12 protein-coding genes are annotated in these 16,642 nt (G+C 65.1%); 7 read left to right on the top strand and 5 right to left on the bottom strand.

Annotated features, from left to right (window positions below; genetic code table 11):
* The first annotated feature begins 144 nt into the window (after nt 1–144).
* The 3 genes from WN73_RS26315 to ybaK all read left to right on the top strand — a co-directional run bounded on the left by WN73_RS26315 (nt 145) and on the right by ybaK (nt 5,326).
* Nucleotides 145–1,848, top strand: coding sequence for an NADH-ubiquinone oxidoreductase-F iron-sulfur binding region domain-containing protein (locus WN73_RS26315; RefSeq protein ID WP_271555337.1), 1,704 nt, complete (start codon nt 145–147; stop codon nt 1,846–1,848).
* Nucleotides 1,845–4,613 carry a formate dehydrogenase subunit alpha gene (gene fdhF / locus WN73_RS26310; RefSeq protein ID WP_271555336.1) on the top strand — a complete coding sequence of 923 codons (2,769 nt, stop codon included), beginning with the start codon at nt 1,845–1,847 and terminating at the stop codon, nt 4,611–4,613. The genes WN73_RS26315 and fdhF overlap by 4 nt, the downstream gene beginning before the upstream one ends.
* Before the next feature lie 239 nt (nt 4,614–4,852).
* Nucleotides 4,853–5,326, top strand: coding sequence for a Cys-tRNA(Pro) deacylase (gene ybaK / locus WN73_RS26305; protein ID WP_011085106.1), 474 nt, complete (start codon nt 4,853–4,855; stop codon nt 5,324–5,326).
* Nucleotides 5,327–5,336: 10 nt separating this feature from the next.
* Here ybaK and WN73_RS26300 read toward each other — a convergent pair whose 3' ends face one another.
* Nucleotides 5,337–6,017: a GntR family transcriptional regulator gene (locus WN73_RS26300; RefSeq protein ID WP_028174272.1), complete on the bottom strand. Its 681-nt coding sequence runs from the start codon at nt 6,015–6,017 to the stop codon at nt 5,337–5,339.
* A gap of 156 nt (nt 6,018–6,173) precedes the next feature.
* Here WN73_RS26300 and tcuA point away from each other — a divergent pair, with 156 nt between their 5' ends.
* From tcuA to tcuB, 3 genes are read left to right on the top strand one after another with little or no spacing between them, the layout of a single operon-like run.
* Entirely contained in the window at nt 6,174–7,565 is a 1,392-nt protein-coding gene (gene tcuA, locus WN73_RS26295; protein WP_271555335.1) for an FAD-dependent tricarballylate dehydrogenase TcuA, read from the top strand.
* 30 nt (nt 7,566–7,595) lie between these two features.
* Nucleotides 7,596–8,624 (top strand): esterase, encoded by a 1,029-nt coding sequence (locus tag WN73_RS26290; protein WP_271555334.1) that lies wholly within the window; start codon nt 7,596–7,598, stop codon nt 8,622–8,624.
* 4 nt (nt 8,625–8,628) lie between these two features.
* Nucleotides 8,629–9,729: a tricarballylate utilization 4Fe-4S protein TcuB gene (gene tcuB, locus WN73_RS26285; protein ID WP_271555333.1), complete on the top strand. Its 1,101-nt coding sequence runs from the start codon at nt 8,629–8,631 to the stop codon at nt 9,727–9,729.
* 4 nt (nt 9,730–9,733) lie between these two features.
* On the opposite strand, the gene WN73_RS26280 is transcribed toward tcuB, so the two are convergent.
* The 3 genes from WN73_RS26280 to WN73_RS44430 form a co-directional block, all read right to left on the bottom strand.
* Complete coding sequence (locus WN73_RS26280; protein WP_271555332.1) at nt 9,734–10,408, bottom strand: esterase/lipase family protein; 675 nt, start codon at nt 10,406–10,408, stop codon at nt 9,734–9,736.
* Between the two features lie 5 nt (nt 10,409–10,413).
* Complete coding sequence (locus tag WN73_RS26275) at nt 10,414–13,818, bottom strand: acyl-[ACP]--phospholipid O-acyltransferase (RefSeq protein ID WP_271555331.1); 3,405 nt, start codon at nt 13,816–13,818, stop codon at nt 10,414–10,416.
* A gap of 355 nt (nt 13,819–14,173) precedes the next feature.
* The gene (locus WN73_RS44430) at nt 14,174–14,440 is read right to left on the bottom strand and encodes a hypothetical protein (RefSeq protein ID WP_333923708.1); all 267 of its coding nucleotides are present in this window, start codon (nt 14,438–14,440) and stop codon (nt 14,174–14,176) included.
* Nucleotides 14,441–14,491: 51 nt separating this feature from the next.
* Here WN73_RS44430 and WN73_RS26270 point away from each other — a divergent pair, with 51 nt between their 5' ends.
* Nucleotides 14,492–15,115, top strand: a complete 624-nt coding sequence (locus WN73_RS26270) for a TetR/AcrR family transcriptional regulator (RefSeq protein WP_028174279.1) — start codon at nt 14,492–14,494, stop codon at nt 15,113–15,115.
* Between the two features lie 11 nt (nt 15,116–15,126).
* Here WN73_RS26270 and WN73_RS26265 read toward each other — a convergent pair whose 3' ends face one another.
* Nucleotides 15,127–16,434 carry a GGDEF domain-containing protein gene (locus WN73_RS26265; RefSeq protein ID WP_028174280.1) on the bottom strand — a complete coding sequence of 436 codons (1,308 nt, stop codon included), beginning with the start codon at nt 16,432–16,434 and terminating at the stop codon, nt 15,127–15,129.
* Between the last annotated feature and the right edge of the window lie 208 nt (nt 16,435–16,642).

Below are 16,642 nucleotides of genomic sequence, written 5' to 3'. Positions count from 1 at the left end.
CCACCAACAGTTCGAGGCAAGGGGCGTGGGGCTTGTTGGCCCCGTGCCCTTAAATGCTTATCGGAATGGATGAATTCTCTTGGCATCTGGTATGCCAACGGCTAGACTTGGACGTGTTTTAAAGAAGGTTTACGAGACTCATCGATGAGCCATGACGTGCACGAGGTCCGCTCGTTCGAACATCCGGGCGAGGGGCGGAAGCGAGCCAAGGCCACGCCCAAGGGGCGGCAGGTCGATCCCACCGCCGCACACGAGATCGAGCAGCTGCTCGGCGATCGCCCGCGGCGGCGCGACCTCCTGATCGAATATCTCCACCTGATCCAGGACAAATATCACCAGATCTCGGCGGCGCATCTTGCGGCCCTCGCCGACGAGATGAAGCTCGCCTTCGCCGAGGTGTTCGAGACCGCGACCTTCTACGCGCATTTCGACATCGTGAAGGAAGGTGAGCCTGATATCGCGCCGCTGACGATCCGCGTCTGCGATTCGTTGACCTGTGAGATGCTCGGCGGTGGGCAGCTGTTGCAGGATCTCCAGCGCAGCGCCGGTCCCGGCATCCGCGTCGTACGCGCGCCCTGTGTCGGATTGTGCGACGCGGCCCCGGTCGCGGAAGTCGGCCATCATTTCGTGCATCAGGCTACGGCCGCCGAGGTGCTGGCCACGGCAGCGCGCGGCGACGTTCACGCGCACATTCCTGCTTATGTCGACTACGACGCCTATGTGCAGGACGGCGGATACAAGCTGCTGGAGCGGCTGCGCTCCGGGGCGGTCAGCAAGGACGATATCCTCAGGCTTCTCGAGGATTCCAGCCTGCGTGGTCTCGGCGGCGCGGGCTTCCCGACGGGACGCAAATGGCGCGCGGTGCTTGGCGAGGCCGGCCCGCGGCTGATGGCGGTCAACGGCGACGAGGGCGAGCCGGGCACCTTCAAGGACCGCGTCTACCTCAACAACGACCCGCACCGCTTCCTCGAGGGCACCCTGATCGGTGCGCATATCGTTGAGGCGTCCGACGTCTACATCTACATCCGCGACGAATATCCGGCCGCACGCGAGATCCTGGAGCGCGAGATCGCAAAGCTGCCGCCGGGCGGCCCGACGCTGCATATGCGCCGCGGCGCCGGCGCCTATATCTGCGGCGAGGAATCTTCGCTGCTCGAGAGCATCGAGGGCAAGCGCGGCCTGCCCCGGCACAAGCCGCCTTATCCGTTCCAGGTCGGCCTGTTCGGACTGCCGACGCTGATCAACAACGTCGAGACGCTGTGGTGGGTGCGCGACATCGTCGAGAAGGGCGCCGACTGGTGGAAGGGCCACGGCCGCCACGAACGTCATGGCCTGCGCAGCTTCTCGGTCTCCGGCCGCGTGAAAAATCCCGGCATGAAGCTCGCGCCATCAGGCATCACCGTGCGCGAGTTGATCGACGAATATTGCGGCGGCATGGCCGACGGCCACACCTTCTACGCCTACCTGCCGGGCGGCGCCTCGGGCGGCATCCTGCCGGCGTCGATGGACGACATCCCGCTCGATTTCGGCACGCTGGAGAAATACGGCTGCTTCATCGGCTCGGCCGCGATCGTGATCCTGTCGCAGAAGGACAGCGTGCGAGCAGCGGCCCTGAACCTGATGAAATTCTTCGAGGACGAGAGCTGCGGCCAGTGCACGCCGTGCCGCGTTGGAACCCAGAAGGCGGCGCTGCTGATGCAGAAGCCGGTCTGGAACCGCGCGTTGCTGGAAGAATTGAGCCAGGCGATGCGCGATGCCTCGATCTGCGGGCTCGGACAGGCGGCATCGAATCCGCTTACCACCGTGATCAAGTATTTCCCTGACGAGTTCAAGGAAGCGGCCGAATGACGAAGATTACGTTCGAGCTCGACGGCAAGCAGGTCGAGGCCAGTCCCGGCGAGACTATCTGGCAAGTCGCAAAACGCCAGGGCCGCGAGATCCCGCATCTCTGCTACTCGCCGGCGCCCGACTATCGTCCCGACGGCAATTGCCGCGCCTGCATGGTCGAGATCGAGGGCGAGCGCGTTCTGGCGGCGTCCTGCAAGCGCACGCCGTCGGTCGGCATGAAGGTGAAGACCGAGTCCGCGCGTGCGGTTTCCGCGCAGAAGATGGTGATGGAGCTGCTCGTCGCCGACCAGCCGGCGCGCGAAACCTCGCACGATCCGGACTCGAAGTTCTGGCACTGGGCCGAGACCACCGGCGTCACCGAGAGCCGCTTTCCCGCCGCCGAGCGCTGGGCGACCGACGCGAGCCATCCGGCGATGCGCGTCAATCTCGATGCCTGTATCCAGTGCGGCCTGTGCGTGCGCGCCTGCCGCGAGGTCCAGGTCAACGACGTCATCGGCATGGCCTACCGCAGCCATGGCTCGAAGATCGTGTTCGACTTCGACGATCCCATGGGCGAGTCCACCTGCGTCGCCTGCGGCGAATGCGTGCAGGCCTGCCCGACCGGCGCGTTGATGCCGGCCGTGATGCTCGACGAGAACCAGACCCGCGTGACTTACGCAGACAAGAAGGTCGATTCGCTCTGCCCGTTCTGCGGCGTCGGCTGCCAGGTGACCTACGAGGTCAAGGACGAGAAGGTGATCTATGCCGAGGGCCGTGATGGCCCTGCCAATCACAACCGCCTCTGTGTGAAGGGCCGCTTCGGCTTCGACTACATCCACCATCCGCACCGCCTGACCAAGCCGCTGGTGCGGCTGCCCAATGCGAAGAAGGATGCCAACGACCAGGTCGATCCGGCCAATCCGTTCACGCATTTCCGCGAAGCGAGCTGGGAAGAGGCGCTCGACATCGCTGCCAAGGGTCTCGTCAAGATCCGCGACACGAACGGCGTGAAGGCGCTCGCCGGCTTCGGTTCGGCCAAGGGCTCGAACGAAGAGGCCTATCTGTTCCAGAAGCTGGTGCGCACCGGTTTCGGCTCCAACAATGTCGACCACTGCACCCGGCTGTGCCACGCCTCGTCGGTGGCGGCGCTGTTCGAAGGTCTCAGCTCGGGCGCCGTGTCGGCGCCGTTCTCCGCGGCGATGGACGCCGAGGTCATCATCGTGATCGGCGCCAACCCGACCGTGAACCATCCGGTCGCCGCGACCTTCATCAAGAACGCGGTCAAGCAGAACGGCGCCAAGCTGTTCGTGATGGACCCGCGCCGGCAGACGCTGTCGCGCCATGCGACCAAGCATCTGCAGTTCAAGCCCGGCTCCGACGTCGCCATGCTGAACGCGATGATCAACACGATCATCACTGAAGGCCTGACCGACGACCAGTACATCGCCGGCTACACCGAGGGTTTTGAGGACCTCAAGGAGAAGATCAAGGAATTCACGCCGGAGAAGATGGAGGCGATCTGCGGCGTCCCGGCGCAAACGCTGCGCGAGGTTGCACGCACCTATGCGCGGGCAAAATCGTCGATCATCTTCTGGGGCATGGGCATCAGCCAGCACGTCCACGGCACCGACAATGCGCGCTGCCTGATCGCGCTCGCGCTGATCACCGGCCAGGTCGGCCGCCCCGGCACCGGCCTGCATCCGCTGCGCGGCCAGAACAACGTGCAGGGCGCCTCCGATGCCGGCCTGATCCCGATGTTCCTGCCGGATTACCAGCCGGTCGGCCGCGACGACTTGCGCGGGGCCTTCGAGAAGCTGTGGCAGCAGGATCTCGATCCCGTGCGCGGCCTCACGGTGGTCGAGATCATGAACGCGATCCATGCCGGCGAGATCAAGGGCATGTATATCGAGGGCGAAAACCCCGCGATGTCGGACCCCGATCTCCAGCACGCGCGCCACGCGCTCGCCATGCTCGACCATCTCGTGGTGCAGGACCTCTTCGTGACCGAGACCGCGTTCCACGCCGACGTGATCCTGCCGGCCTCGGCCTTCGCCGAGAAGGAGGGCTCCTTCACCAACACCGATCGCCGCGTGCAGCTCGCGCGCCAGGTGATCAAGCCGCCGGGCGATGCGCGGCAGGATCTCTGGATCATCCAGGAGATCGGCAAGCGCATGGGCCTGCCGTGGAATTACGCCGGCGCCGGCGATGTCTACACCGAGATGGCAGAGCTCATGCCGTCGCTCAAGAACATCAGCTGGGAACGGCTGGTGCGCGAAGGTGCCGTCACCTATCCGGCGGACGATCCGAACAAGCCGGGCAACGAAATCATCTTCACCACGGGCTTCCCGACCGCGAGCGGCCGCGGCAAGATCGTGCCCGCGAAGGTCATCCCGCCGGATGAATTGCCCGACGCCGAATATCCGATGGTGCTCTCGACCGGCCGCGTGCTGGAGCATTGGCACACCGGCTCGATGACCCGCCGCGCCCAGGTGCTCGACCAGATCGAGCCGGAGGCGGTCGCCTTCATGGGCCCGAAGGACATGCACAAGAAGCAGCTCGCGCCTGGCGATTTCATTCGCCTGGAGACCCGCCGGGGCGCCGTCGAGGTCAAGGTCCGCTCCGACCGCGACGTTCCGGAGAACATGGTGTTCATGCCGTTCTGCTACGCGGAGGCAGCGGCGAACCTCCTGACCAACCCGGCGCTCGATCCGTTCGGCAAGATCCCGGAATTCAAGTTCTGCGCGGCCAGAGCCGAACGCGTGGAGATGCGGGACGCTGCGGAGTAAGGGCGGCGGCGTTCGTTGGGCGGCGCGATATCCACCCAACACTCCGATGTCGTCCTGGCGAAAGCCAGGACCCATACCGCGGAATCTATCGAGCGCGGACGGTGGCAATACCGAACGACAAGTCTTCGCCAAACCGCTCCCTGGGGTAATGAGTCCTGGCTTTCGCCAGGACGACCCGGGGAGAGTTTGCGCCGTACTCGTCGCTTCGCTCCCAGCAATGACGGTGGTAAATGTGACCCATGTCCAAAGTCACTCCCGCCACACGCGCGCTCGCGGCCGCCGATGTAGCCTTCACCGTCCACGCTTACGACTATGATCCCGATGCGGAGAGCATCGGGCTCCAGGCGGCGTCGGCCCTCGGTGAGAATCCGGCGCGCGTGTTGAAGACGCTGATGGCGCTCGTCGACGGCAAGCCGGTCTGCGTGATCGTGCCGTCCGACCAGGAGGTCTCGATGAAGAAGCTCGCCGCCGCCGTGAGCGGAAAGTCGGCGCAGATGATGAAGCCGCTGGAGGCGGAGCGCGTCACTGGCTTCAAGGTCGGCGGCATCAGCCCGTTCGGGCAGCGCAAGCCCGTGCGCACGGTGATCGAGCAGAGCGCGCTCGCGCATGACTACGTCTATCTCAATGGCGGCCAGCGCGGCTTGCAGGTGCGGCTCAAGCCCGCCGACGTCCGGGATGTCTCGAAGGCGGTCGCCGCGGATGTGCTGGCGTGAGCGCAGCGCTCTACTGCTTCTGCAACAATTTGAGCCGGCAGCGCAGCGCCTCGCGGATGTGTGCGCGCGCAAGCTGTTCGGCCCTGTCGCCGTCGCGTGCGGCGATGGCGTCGATGATGGCCTGGTGCTCGCCGTGGCTGGTCGTGGGGCGTCCCGTCACCGTGAAGGTGGTCGGGCCGAGCAGGGCGATCCAGTCCTGCAGTTCGCGGGAGGCGTTGTCGAGATAGCGGTTGCGCGCGGCGCGGCAGATCGCCTCGTGGAAGGCGCGGTTGAGCCGCGCCATCTCGATCGCGTCGGTCGCGGGCGCCTCGACGAAGGTCTGCTCGATGTCCCGGAGCGCGTCGATTTCGGTCGCCGAGGCGTGCTCGGCGGCGAGGCGCGCGGCGGCGCCTTCCATGATCTCGCGCATGGCGTAGAGCTCGAGCACCTCGGAGATATCGAGGTTGCGGACGATCAGGCCGCGGCCGCCGGCGGGCTCGACGAAGCCGCGCGCCGCGAGGCGGCCCAGCGCTTCGCGAACCGGCGTGCGACTGACCTTCAGCCGCTGCGCCACTTCCTCCTCGCGCAGGCGATCGCCCGCGCGGTAGCTGCCGGCCTGGAGCGCCTCGCAGAGTGAGCGGAACACCGCTTCGCCCAGCGCGACGCCCGCGCCGCGCGCGATCGATCCTGCCTTTGCCGGGCGTCTCGTCATGCATCCTCGAAGCGAAAAGCGCATCCTGCCCATGCAGAGATGCGGCTTGCGCAGCTTCTGTATATCTTTGTATACAAAAGTACGCAATGGCAGACCGGTTGACCGAGGCCGCCGGCGGGCAGAATGTCTCCAACTTCGTCGCATCGGGCAGACGGCATGAGCAGCAAATACGACGTGCTGGTGATCGGAGGCGGCAACGCGGCGCTGTGTGCGGCGATCGCGGCGCGTCGTGGCGGCGCCTCGGTGCTCGTGCTTGAAGGCGCGCCAAAATTCTATCGCGGCGGCAACACCCGCCACACCCGCAACATGCGCTGCGCCCATGACGCTGCCACCGAAATCCTCACCGGCCCCTACACCGAGGAGGAATTCTGGAAGGATCTGCTGCTGGTCACCGGCGGGCGGACCGACGAGGAACTTGCGCGCCACATGATCCGGGAGTCCAAGGACATCCTGAACTGGATCGTGGAGCAGGGCGTGCGCTGGCAGCCCTCGCTCGGCGGCACGCTGAGCCTCGGCCGCACCAACTCCTTCTTTCTCGGCGGCGGCCGCGCGATGCTGAATGCGCTCTACCTCACCGCCGAGCGGCTCGGCGTCGATGTCGAATACGATGCCGAGGTCACGGACCTCGTGATCGAGGACGGCATGTTCCTGGCCGCCCGCCTCAAGCGGCCGATCAAGGGCGAGACCGAGATCCGCGCGACGTCTCTGGTCGCCGCGGCCGGCGGGTTCGAGGCCAACATCGAATGGCTGAAGCAGTATTGGGGCGAGGCGGCTGACAACTTCCTGATCCGCGGCACGCCCTATAACCGCGGCTCGATCCTGAAAATGCTGCTCGACAAGGGCGTGCAGGAGGTCGGCGATCCCACCCAGTGCCACGCGGTGGCGATCGACGCCCGCGCGCCGAAATTCGACGGCGGCATCATCACGCGTCATGACTCGGTCGTGTTCGGCATCGTCGTCAACAAGCACGCCCAGCGCTTCTATGACGAGGGCGAGGACATCTGGCCGAAGCGCTATGCGATCTGGGGCCGGCTGGTCGCGGCGCAGCCCGATCAGATTGCCTATATCATCTTCGATTCCACCGTCGTTACCTCGTTCATGCCGACGCTGTTCCCGCCGATCGCCGGGCAGACCGTCGCGGAGCTTGCCAGCAAGCTCGAGCTCGATCCGGCCGCGCTGGAAAAGACCATCACCGAGTTCAACGCCGCGGTGAGGCCCGGCACGTTCGACCACACTATCCTGGACGACTGCCGCACGGAGGGCATCACGCCGCAGAAGACGCATTGGGCGCGGCGGATCGAGACGCCGCCCTATCTCGCCTATCCGGTGCGGCCCGGCATCACCTTCACCTATCTCGGCACGCGCGTGACCAAGGAAGCGCGGATGCTGATGGCTGACGGCAAGCCATCAGGCAACATGTTCGCGGCCGGCGAGATCATGGCCGGCAACGTGCTCGGCAAGGGCTATGCGGCGGGCATTGGCATGACCATCGGCAGCGTGTTCGGGCGGATCGCAGGGCGGGAAGCGGCACGTCATGCGAAGAACTAGGACCAAGAAGATAAGGTGATGGGAGAAACCATGTCGCGTATTGTCATTGCCTCGATCATGGCGCTGCTGATCGTCGGCCACGCCCGCGCCGCTGAGCCGATCACCCTGCGCGACATGGGGTCGTTCCATGTCGGCGGGCGTCTTGTCGAAATCTCCGGCAAGCCGGTGAAGGAGGTCGTGTTCGCGCCTGGCGGCGTGCCGGCCAAGGTCGATCCCAATGGCACGTATCAGGTCGAGCAGATGTACGTGCAGTATTTCCTGCCGGCCAACGAGGAGGGGGCTTATCCGCTGCTGATGTGGCACGGCGGCGGACTGACCGGCGTCACCTACGAAACCACGCCTGACGGACGCGAAGGCTGGCTGAATTATTTTCTGCGCAAGGGATGGGCGGTCTACAATTCCGACGCGGTGGAGCGCGGGCGCGCAGGCTGGGCGCAATATCCTGATATCTTCAAGAGCGAGCCTGTCTTCCTCACCACGGCCAATCCGTTCGAGCGTTTCCGTATCGGTGATGGGCCAAACTCCTACGATCCCGATCCCGCCAAGCGAAAGGTGCTGCCGGGCAACCAGTTTCCGGTCGAGGGCTACCAGAATTTCGTCAAGCAGAACGTACCGCGCTGGACCACGACCGATGATGCGACCATCGCCGCCTATATCGCCGAGCTCGATCGCGTCGGCCCCTCGGTGATCCTGTTCCACAGCCAAGCCGGCAGCTTCGGCTTCAAGGTGGCGCAAGCCCGGCCTGACAAGGTCAAGGCGCTGATTGCGATCGAGCCGGCCGGCATCGGTGATCCCGCGAGGGCGGATGTGCTGAAGAACATTCCGACCCTCATCATCTACGGCGACTATATCGAGCGCGATTCGCGCTGGCCCAAGATCCGCGCCAACGGCATCGCCTTTGCGGACGCCATCAAGGCGGCCGGGGGCAGCGTCGACATCGTCGACCTCCCACAGGCTGGCATCAAGGGCAATTCGCATATGGTGATGATGGACAAGAACAACCTCGAGGTCGCGGCCCTGATCCAGAAATGGCTCGAGGGCAAAGGCCTGACGAAGTAGAGCCATGCACGGAACCCAAATTCTGGACGAAGCCGACCGCCTGATGACGGTCTGCAATTCCTGCCGCTACTGCGAGGGTCTTTGCGCGGTATTTCCCGCCATGGAGATGCGCCGCGCCTTCTCCGACGGCGATCTCAACTATCTCGCCAACCTCTGCCATTCCTGCGGCGCCTGCTACGTCGATTGCCAGTTCTCGCCGCCGCACGAATTCGACGTCAACGTCCCGAAGACGCTCGCGGTCGCGCGCGCGGAGTCTTATGCGGCCTACGCCTGGCCGCAGGCGCTGTCCGGCGCCTTCGCGCGCAATGGTCTCTTGATCAGCATCGTCGCTGCGCTCAGCATGGGCGCCTTTATCTTCGGCTTTGCTGCGCTGAACGATCGCAGCGTGCTGTTCGGTGTCCATACCGGGCCGGGCGCGTTCTACAGACTGATGCCGCACAACGCGATGGCTGCGTTGTTCAGCGCGGCACTCCTCTATGCCATCCTTGCACTTGTCATGAGCGTGCGTGCCTTCTGGCGCGATATCGGCACGCCGATCGGCGGCAGAGCGGACGGCGGCTCGATTGTCCAGGCGATCCGCGATGCCGGCGAGCTGCGCTATCTCCATGGCGGCGGCGTCGGCTGCTACAACGAGGACGACAAGCCGACCGACCGGCGCAAGCTCTATCACCATCTGACATTCTACGGCTTCCTGCTGTGCTTTGCCGCGACGTCCGTCGCCACGCTGTATCACTATCTCCTCGGACGCGAGGCGCCGTATCCGTGGTGGGATCTGCCCGTCGTGCTCGGCGCGCTCGGCGGCATCGGCCTCATCGTCGGGCCGATCGGCCTGTACGTCGCGAAATTGCGCAGGGCGCCGGAACTGCTGGACGAGAACAGCTACGGCATGGATGTCGGCTTCATCGCCATGCTGTTCCTGACCGGTCTCACCGGCATGCTGCTTCTGCTCCTGCGCGAGACCGCGGCCATGGGGCCGCTATTGGCGCTGCATCTCGGCGCGGTGTTTGCGCTGTTCATCACCATGCCCTACGGCAAGTTCGTGCACGGCATCTATCGCTTCGCCGCGCTGGTTCGCTATGCACAGGAACGGCGGACAGCGCCGTGACCCGTTACCTCGGCCGAAAATGGCCGTTGCGCAGAAAAGCGATCGTCTGCGCGATCGCGACGGCGTGACGTGGCAGCCCGGTGTGGGACGCCTTCACGACGACATGGTCGGTCATGCCGGCCAGCATCGTGCTCTGCACCGACACCCGTCCGTCATTGGGCTTCGGCAGAACGAAGAGACCGGCGACAGGATCGATGAAGCGGTTTCCGGCGATCACACCGACCGGATAGTCGATGGCGGGGAAGGCATTCGGCGCGGTCGCGGGCGTGGTGGTGAGCTCGAGGCCGGCTGGCCCGTAGAATGCGCGGTAGGGCAGAAATCCCTGCAGGAGATCAGCGACCTCGCTGCCGCTGTTCGGCGTGCCCAGCATCACGACGCGGGCAAGCCGGGCGGGGCGGTGTCTTGCGATGTAGGCGCGCGCGACGAGGCCGCCCATCGAATGTGCGACGAAATGCAGCGGCGCCTCGACTTCGGCGAAACGGGCGATCGCCGGATGAATGTCGTCTACGATGGCCGCGATCGGCTTGCTGCGGCTGGAATAGTCGATGTTAAGCGTCGTGAACCCGCTCGCCCGGAGCGCCCGCTCCAGCCTAGTCAGGGATGCCGAGGTGCGCGCGATGCCATGAAGCAGAACCACTCCCGGACATCGCGCGTCGCCTGATTGAGGCGCCTCGTGCATCTGGATTACGCCACCTCGCGCTCCGGCGCGGATGCCTGCTCGCGGGCCATCGTCGTTGCCGTGACATAGTCGGTCTTGCCGGTGCCGAGCAGCGGTACCTTGTCGACCACCATGATCGCGGCGGGCACTGTCAGCTCGGACGCGCCGATCGCCTTGGCTTGGCTCTGCATCGCGCTGCGATCGGCGGTCTTCTCCGTCGTCAGCAGCACGATGCGCTCGCCCTTGCGCTGGTCGGGGATCGACACGGCGACCGAGCCGGCCTGCGGCCACAGCGTCGCCGCGATGCTTTCGACTGCCGACAGCGAGACCATCTCGCCTGCGATCTTGGCAAAGCGCTTGGCGCGGCCCTTGATGGTGATGAAGCCGGCCGGGTCGATGGCGACGATGTCGCCGGTGTCGTGCCAGCCTTCCGCGAGCACTTCGAGCACGCCGGGATTTTCGGCCCTGAGGTAACCGAGCATCACGTTCGGTCCGCGCACGGAGAGGCGGCCGCCGTTCTCGATGCCGGGGACCGGATCGAGGCGGCTTTCCATCAGCGGCGACAGGCGGCCGACGGTGCCGGGGCGGTTGGCCATCGGCGTGTTCATCGCCAGTACCGGCGCCGTCTCGGTGACGCCATAGCCCTCGAGGATGCGGATGCCGTAGCGCTCCATGAACACCTGCCGGGTGCGGTCCTTGACCGCCTCGGCGCCGGCGATCACGAGACGCAGGGTGCGGAAGTCGTAAGCATGCGCCGAGCGCGCGTAGCCGGTGAGGAACGTGTCGGTGCCGAACAGGATGGTGGCGCCGGTCTGGTAGATCAGCTCGGGCACGATCCTATAGTGCAGCGGGGACGGGTACATGTAGATCGGAATGCCCGCGAGCAGCGGCATCATCATCCCGCCTGTCAGCCCGAAGGAGTGGAACACCGGCAGCACGTTGAACACCTTGTCATTGGCGTTGGCATCGACCCGCGCCAGCGCCTGCGCCGCGTTGGCGAGGATGTTGCGGTGGGACAGCACCACGCCTTTGGGCGTGCCTTCCGAGCCCGACGTGAACAGAACGACGGCAGGATCGTTGGCCTGGCGGGTGACCCGCGGCGCTGTACCTGCGAGCAGGCCCTTGATCTTGTCGGCCACACCGATCGAGGCGCGGACATCTTCGAGATAGACAATTCGGGCCTCCGCGGAGATCGCGGCCATCAGCTTGTCGAGCTTGCCCTTCTCGATGAAGGCCTTCGAGGTCAACACGGTCTTGACCTGCGCGGCCTTCATGGCGGCGAGGACGTTGACCGGGCCGGCGGAGAAGTTGAGCATCGCCGGGACCCGGCCGATGTTTTGCAGCGCCATGAAGACGACGGCGACGCCCGCGGAGTTCGGCAGCAGCACGCCGACATTCTCGCCGACCGCCGTGCCGACCTCGAGCTTCCGGCTCAGGACCTGCGCGCCGAGGATCAGCTTGCGATAGGTCAGCTTGGTGCCGAGCGCGTCCTCGACGATGACCTTGCCGGTGTCGCGGTCGCGATAGGCGTGTCCGAGCGCTTCGAACAGCGAGTGATCGAGCATGGCGTTCTTGACCAGAGCGTCGATCATCACGTCCTGGAGCGCTGCACCCGCGGCGTTGCGGCGTGCCTTGCCCTTCAGCGCCGGATCGACCGGAAGCTTGACCGGCGGCAGGATCGTGACCGTCACCCGCGGAAACCACGAGCGCTTGATCTGGCTGCTGTTGAGGTAGCTGAGATGCGAGCGCTGCGCGCCTTCGATGCGGACGGGCACGACCACGGCGTCGGCCTTGTCCGCGATCATCGCGGTGCCGTCATAAACCTTCATCAGCGAGCCGGAGACGGTGATGCGTCCTTCCGGAAAGATGACCACCGGCTCGCCGGCGGCAACCAGCTTGATCAGGTCGCGCGCGGCCAGCGGCTTGGTCGGGTCCATGGTGTAATGCTTCACCACCCGCAGGAACGGCTTGGCCCACCAGGCCTTGGCGATGCCGGTATCGACCGCGAAACTCGCGTCGATCGGCAGCACGGCGTGCAGCAGCGGGCCGTCGATCAGGCTGACATGGTTCGGCGCGATCAGCATGCGCGTGCCGGATGGCGGCAGGTTCTCGAGGCCGCGGATCTCGGTGCGGAACAGTGCGCGGAACAGCAACCCGCCGAAATCGCGCACGCCTTCCTTGCCCCATTTCGTCAGCACGAACCACACCGCGCCGAAGCTGGCGACGCCAAGGCCGAAGAAGATCCAGCCGACATGGAGGCCTGCGGCCTGCAGCAGCGCGACGAACAGCGAGCCGACCACCATGAAGGCAGCCTGTAGCACATTGCCGGCCGCGATGATGCGGGCGCGCTCGGAGGGGACCGACCAGGCCTGGACTGCGGCGAAGGAGGGGACGACGAACAGGCCGCCGCCGAATGCGAAGGCGACGAAGTCGATCAGCATGCGCAGGCCCGCGAACGAGGTTGCGAAGTCGAGCGCGGTGATGTCGTGACCCTTGGTGGTCACGCCAATGGCCCAGGCGAGATCGAGGCCGGCAAACCCCATGATGATGGCGCCGATCGGCACCAGGGCGAGGTTCGGGCGAACGTGGCTCAGTTGTGCCGCGAACAGCGAGCCGATGGCGATGCCGATCGCGAAGATCGCAAGACACAGCGTCACCACGCCTTCGGTGCCGCCGACGACCTCCTTGACCAGCGCCGGCAGCAGCGACAGCACGATGGCGCCGACCAGCCAGAACCAGGAGACGATCACGGTCCCGTCCCACAGACGGTGGTCGGCGTGCAGCGTCTTCAGTAAGCCGAGCGTCGAGGTCCAGGGATTGGCATCGACGGGCAGATCGGGCGCGGAGGGCGTGGTCTGCGGAATGCGGGAAGCGAAAGCCCAGGACAGCAGAGCCAGCACCACCACGGCGGATGCGACCCAGCCCATATGGGCGGAGCCGGCCACGAACTGGCCGCCGGCGACGGTGCCGAGCAGGATGGCCATGAAGGTCGCGCCTTCGACCAGCGCATTGCCGGTCGCGAGCTCGCCGAGCTCGAGCTGGTCCGGCAGCATGGAATATTTCACGGGGCCGAACAGGGCGGCGATGATGCCGAACAGCGCGAGCGCTGCGAACAGCAGCGGCACCGAGTGCAGGAAGAAGCCGGCGGCGGCAAAGCCCGCGGCGAAGATCTCGGTGAATTTGAGTCGCCTTGCGACGACGGATTTGACGTATTTGTCGGCGAGCTGTCCGCCGAGCCCGGACAGGATGAAATAGGGGAAGATGAAGACGGCGCCTGCCACCGTCACCAGCGCGTCGCCGTGGCCGGTCGCGGCACTGTAAAGCAGGATGATGACGAGTGCGTTCTTGAGCACGTTGTCATTGAGCGCCGAGAAGAACTGCGCCCAGAACAGCGGCGCGAAGCGGCGTGACGACATCAATTCCCTGATCATGACTAGTCCTGTTTTGGAAAGGCAGCCTGAGGTTGCTTCGTGGGCGGTGAAAGCGTCACGACCGGAAGGGAATGGGACGAACGATTGCAGAGTGACGATGGTCGTCGGCCTGCTCTGTCCCCTCGATCCCTCCGATCCTGTTGGTCTCCAAATGGTCTCGTTAGGTTCGCAAATTTCCGGTTGCGGCCGCGTCGGCTTTGGGCGGAAGGGCCGCGCTGACCCGGATATGCGACGGGCCGTGAGCAAAAACTGAACCGCACCGGTAAGGCCCGCGACATCGGCCGCGAATGTCGGAAAATGGTAAGTCCTTCATTGCGGCCTTTTCTTGCATTCGAACCGCTTCGCGGCGGGTGCCTCAGGTGAGGTGAGCGAGGTGGCGAAAGGGGGAGAAGCGACCAAGCAGGCTGAACCTGCGGCCTTCGCGACGGGCGCGGCCACGGTTGGCGCGCCACATCCGGAAGGTCGCGCGACGCTCAGCGAGCACGCCGGCAATGTCGCAGGCATTGGCGATGCGATCGATCGGCGCCATCGCGTGCTTGAGGATGGCCCGGCCGAGGCCGGTCACGAGGGCTGCGGCGTCGTCGACGAAGGTGGTGGCAATATCAACAGCGAGGGTTTGCATTTTGCAGGTCTCCGGGTTAATTTGAACAATGTTCACATGAGTAGCTTGAAAATGAACAATGTTCAAGAAGAATCGCTGCGCGACCAAAAAAAAGTTCGGCGACGGCTCCTGATCCTGGAGATCGCCCGCACCATAATTTCTTCTAAGGGTTTGAGATCATTGAAGGTTCGTGACGTCGCCGAAGCCGCCGGCTGCTCGGTCGGCAGCGTCTATAACGAGTTCGGCGACTTCGACGGGGTGATCCTGACCGTCAATCGGGAGACCGTTCAGGCGCTCACATCGCGGCTTTCGGGGGTTCCGGCCGAGGATCCGGTCGGCCAGCTCTACGGGCTTGCCGAGGCCTATCTCGAATTCTTTGCGGAGCACGCCAATTTGCTGCGTTCGCTGTTCGAGCATCGGATGGAGGACGATCGCCCCTATCCGGACGACATCCTTCAGATGGTGATGGACGCCTTCGCGCTGATGCACCCGCCGCTGGTGCGGCTGCTGCCGGATGCGGATGACGTGAAGATCGCGCTGTTGTCGCGCACCCTGTTCTCCGCGGTGCACGGCATCATCTCGCTCGGTCTCGAGGAGCGCATGGTGGCCGTGCCGCCCCAGTTGCTGCGCCAGCAGGTGGAGCAGTTCCTCGACGCGCACCTTGCGGGCCTCGGGATTCTGCCTTTGCGCCGATAGGGCGGGCGGCCTCAGGCGCGGGCAGCTTCGCGTGGCCGTGCTGCAACGAGGACGACGTCGGGCCGCACACCGTCGACCTGAACCCGGTTGCGTCCCTTTTCCTTGGCGCGATAGCAGGCGGCATCCGCGCGCCGCATCGCGTCCTCGAGCGTGGTGTCGCGGTCGGTGATGCAGGTGATGCCGATGCTGGCAGTCACTGCAAAGCAGCGATCGTCCCAGGCGAAGCTGAACAGCTCGAGCGCTCGTCGCAGCCGTTCGGCGATGTCCGTTGCGTCGAACGGCGAGCACCGCGGCAGGATCAGGCCGAATTCGTCGCCGCCGAGCCGGGCCACCAGATCATGCGGGCGCCGGTCCTGTTGCAGGAGGCGCGAGACCTGGCAGAGCAGGCGGTCGCCCGCAAGATGGCCGCAGCTGTCGTTGACGTTCTTGAACTGGTCGAGGTCGAGCAGGATCAGGCCCAGCGAGCCTGCCGCGATATTGTCGAGCTCGCCTTGCAGGCGCGCCTCGAAGGCGCGGCGGTTGGCAAGGCCCGTCAGCCAGTCGTGCGACGCCTGCCAGGCCAGGCGCTCCTTCTCGGCATGCAGGGCATCCTCGAACGCCTTTCGTTGCAGCACCAATCGCCGCGTGTGCCAGATCAGCAGCAGGATCAGCGTCACGGCGGTGAGGATGTTGATGCTGGTCAGCGTCAATTTGATCGCGCGGGAGCCTTCGCCGAGGACGGTGGAGAAGCGGTTGGCATGCACCGTGAACTGGGTGTTGAGCTCAGAGAGCCGCGACGACAGGAATCGCAGGCGGCCGCTGTCCTGAACAGGGCCCTTCTCCAGCTCGGACCGGATGACCTCGCCGAACACGCTCAGCTCCAGCAGCATCGGATCGGTGGCCGCCCACTCGCGGATCGCTTCCTGGAGGAAGCTGACGCGGTTGAAATAGCGAAACAGCCAGATCAATCCCGGAACGTCATCGGGATGGTTGCCGCCTTGCAGGAAGCCGATGCGGGCGGCTTCGACGTCGACGGGATCTCGCTCGAGCGCCCAGCGTGCGAACTCGTCGCCGATCGGAACGGCGAGCGAGGCCTGGTATTGCGCGAACTGGCTCGGTTCGCCCGAATGCAAATAGCTATTGAGGAAATAGACGGCGTTCTTCTGCGAGCGCGACCACAGCGCTTCGCCCGCGACATAGGCGCGGACCGATGACATCACCTCGAGGCTGAATCCCGCAATCGCCGCCTGAAGCACGACGACCATCACGAAAGGCGAGACGAGCTTGATGACATGAAGGAAGCTGTGTCCCTTCGTCGACGCCGATGTCCTGCGAAACACCCTTAGTTCCCCAAATCGATCAACGACCCCAGCGGAGCGTTGCGCCTGCAACGTCAAGTAGAAGGGATGGTTGCTTAACTCGACCTGAAAGACGCGGGGGACTGCGCCGTAGGGTGAAGGCGTCGTGACGTGGATGCGCGCAGATCGCTTCAAATACTGAGGAAGCGGAACTGGCGCGGTATTGGCGAACCAATGCCGCGCATTCGTG

It is taken from the genome of Bradyrhizobium sp. CCBAU 45394, assembly GCF_028128655.1.
Taxonomy (GTDB): domain Bacteria; phylum Pseudomonadota; class Alphaproteobacteria; order Rhizobiales; family Xanthobacteraceae; genus Bradyrhizobium; species Bradyrhizobium diazoefficiens.
Note: the sequence above shows the minus strand (reverse complement) of the source record. Positions and strands in the feature narration are given on the sequence as shown.

Excerpts from the sequence above, each read along its gene's own strand:
- WN73_RS26280 (WP_271555332.1), bottom strand. The coding sequence starts at position 10,408 with ATGCACGAGGCGCCTCAATCAGGCGACGCGCGATGTCCGGGAGTGGTT.
- tcuA (WP_271555335.1), top strand. The coding sequence starts at position 6,174 with ATGAGCAGCAAATACGACGTGCTGGTGATCGGAGGCGGCAACGCGGCG.
- WN73_RS26275 (WP_271555331.1), bottom strand. The coding sequence starts at position 13,818 with ATGATCAGGGAATTGATGTCGTCACGCCGCTTCGCGCCGCTGTTCTGG.
- WN73_RS26315 (WP_271555337.1), top strand. The coding sequence starts at position 145 with ATGAGCCATGACGTGCACGAGGTCCGCTCGTTCGAACATCCGGGCGAG.
- fdhF (WP_271555336.1), top strand. The coding sequence starts at position 1,845 with ATGACGAAGATTACGTTCGAGCTCGACGGCAAGCAGGTCGAGGCCAGT.
- tcuB (WP_271555333.1), top strand. The coding sequence starts at position 8,629 with ATGCACGGAACCCAAATTCTGGACGAAGCCGACCGCCTGATGACGGTC.
- ybaK (WP_011085106.1), top strand. The coding sequence starts at position 4,853 with ATGTCCAAAGTCACTCCCGCCACACGCGCGCTCGCGGCCGCCGATGTA.
- WN73_RS26270 (WP_028174279.1), top strand. The coding sequence starts at position 14,492 with ATGAACAATGTTCAAGAAGAATCGCTGCGCGACCAAAAAAAAGTTCGG.
- WN73_RS26290 (WP_271555334.1), top strand. The coding sequence starts at position 7,596 with ATGTCGCGTATTGTCATTGCCTCGATCATGGCGCTGCTGATCGTCGGC.
- WN73_RS44430 (WP_333923708.1), bottom strand. The coding sequence starts at position 14,440 with ATGCAAACCCTCGCTGTTGATATTGCCACCACCTTCGTCGACGACGCC.
- WN73_RS26300 (WP_028174272.1), bottom strand. The coding sequence starts at position 6,017 with ATGACGAGACGCCCGGCAAAGGCAGGATCGATCGCGCGCGGCGCGGGC.